The sequence below is a fragment of the Bacillus sp. MUM 13 genome, assembly GCF_001866725.1.
Classification (GTDB): domain Bacteria; phylum Bacillota; class Bacilli; order Bacillales; family DSM-1321; genus Peribacillus.
Window position 1 is genome coordinate 1 of record NZ_MLYQ01000163.1, and the last position, 2,479, is coordinate 2,479.

The following is a 2,479-nucleotide window of genomic DNA, read 5'->3' on the forward strand; positions in this document are numbered from 1 at the left end:
TATGGACAGTCGGATCTCCCTCTGCAGGGCTTGAACGGCGTTTTCTTCCTATATAAGAAACATTCAGGCCATGAGGTGCCGCTGCATTCAGCCTCGGTTCAACAAAGTTCCATGCCCCCATGTTTTTAGGCTCTTCCTGCAGCCAGATAATTTCCTTCAGGTTTGGATATTTTTTCATGACCTTCTGGATTTCCTCAAATGGGAATGGATAAATTTCTTCGATCCTGATTACATGAAGCCAATCCAGATTTTCCTCTGAAGATATTCTTCCGCTAAGTTCAACGGCGAGCTTTCCTGTGCAGAACACAATTCTTTCTACGTGATCAGGGTTTTCGCCAAGGCCCGGCTGTTCAATGTAAGTCTGGAATTCACCTTCAGTAAAAGCGGAAACCTCTGATGCCATCACCTGGTTTCTCAGCAGGCTTTTAGGCGTCATAAGTACCAGCGGCCTTACTTCATCCATTTCAAGAATCTTGGCTTGTCTTCTTAAAATATGGAAATACTGTGCGGCAGAACTCAAGTTTGCAACAGTCCAGTTATTTTCAGCTGCAAGGGAAAGGAAGCGCTCCAGGCGCGCACTTGAATGCTCTGGCCCTTGTCCTTCGTACCCGTGAGGCAGCAGCATGACAAGCCCAGACTTCTGGCCCCACTTAGCACGTCCGGCTGCAATGAACTGGTCAAACATCACTTGTGCTGTATTTGCGAAATCCCCAAACTGCCCTTCCCAAAGAACAAGTGTTTCAGGTGCAAAAACATTGTATCCATACTCAAATCCTACCACTGCTGTTTCAGTGAGCGGGCTATTATGGACAGCAAAAGAAGCTTTTGCAGACTCAAGTTTGTGAAGCGGTGAATATGTTTGGCCATTCTCGCTGTCATGAAGAACAATGTTGCGCTGTGCGAATGTTCCCCGTTCAGAATCCTGTCCTGTCAGCCTGATTGGCGTACCATCACTTAAAATGGAGGCGAATGCCAAGGTTTCAGCATGGGCCCAGTCTATCTTTCCATTTTCAGTGAATGAATCAAGGCGGCGGGTAAGGATGCGTCCCAGTTTTTTATTGACTGTAAACCCTTCCGGCCATTGAACTAACTCTTCATTAATTTTTTTAAGTTCATCTTCCGCTACAGCGGTTTCAATTTTTGGAAGGCCATGTTCAACCGTTTCAGGAGGGTTGCATTCTGCACCTTCCACCGGTTTATCGCCTGATACCCTGCTATATGCTTCTGTCAGCCTCGAATCCACTTGTTTTTCGATGTCATCGATTTCTTCCTGAGAAATATCATTATTTTTCAGGAGAAGTTCCCCATAAATTTCTTTCTGGGTTTTATGCTGATGTATAAGAGCATACATTTGCGGCTGGGTGACAAGCGGCTCGTCCATTTCGTTATGGCCAAAGCGTCTATAGCCGATTAAATCAATTAAGAAATCCTTTTTAAATTCTTTGCGGTATTTATATGCCAGCGCCACAGCTGCAAGGCAGGCCTCAGGGTCATCTGCATTTACATGCACAATCGGAACTTCGAATCCTTTAGCAAGATCGCTTGCATATCTTGTGGAACGGGAGTCTTCACTTTCAGTGGTAAAACCGATCATATTATTTGCAATGATATGGATGGATCCGCCGGTCTGATAACCCCGCAAACGGCTTAAGTTAAGGGTTTCCGGAACTATGCCTTCACCAGGGAAAGCTGCATCTCCATGTATTAAAATTGCCATCGAACCCGTTATATCCTGCACAGGATAACCGGCCTTTGTCCTGTCTTCCTGTGCAGCGCGTGAATATCCGACAGAAATCGGGCTGACCACTTCAAGATGGCTCGGATTATTGGCCAGGGTAATTCTTGCTTTTTGGGTATTTTCTTTTGTAATTTGCTTATCAAGGCCTAGGTGATACTTAACATCGCCAGTCCAGCCGTAATTGATGCCAATCGATCCCTCAGATGGAACAAGATCTTTATTTGGAGAGTGCTGGAATTCAGAAAAAATCACTTCATATGGCTTCCCAAGCACATGTGCAAGGACATTCAAACGTCCGCGGTGGGCCATGGCAATATTCACATTAAAAGCCCCGTCCTGGACTGCTTCAGAAATCAATTCGTCGACAATCGGAACTAATGTATCTAAGCCTTCAATAGAAAACCGTTTTTGGCCGACATATGTACGGTGCAAAAATTTCTCAAAGTTTTCTACTTCAGTCAGCCTTTTCAGCAGAAGAGATTTTTTCTCTTTTGTAATCTCCGGGAACATGCTTCCGGTTTCAACCATATCTGTAAGCCATTGCTTTTCGCCTAGATCGCTAACATGCTGAAACTCAAAGGCTATCGTTTTTGTATAAAGTTCTTTCAAATATTGAACAGCATCGTATCCGTCCTTCACATGATCAGGAGAAGCAGCACAAATGAAGTCTGCCGGAATTTTTTTCAGATCATCTGCTGTTAAGTCATATTTTTCAAAATGAATCTGCTCTGCATCTAATGT

General features: G+C 44.4%; 1 protein-coding gene. It reads right to left on the reverse strand.

The window, feature by feature from the left end:
• A partial coding sequence (gene sucA / locus BIV59_RS22385; protein ID WP_071353668.1) for a 2-oxoglutarate dehydrogenase E1 component occupies positions 1-2,479 on the reverse strand: 2,479 nt, incomplete at both ends.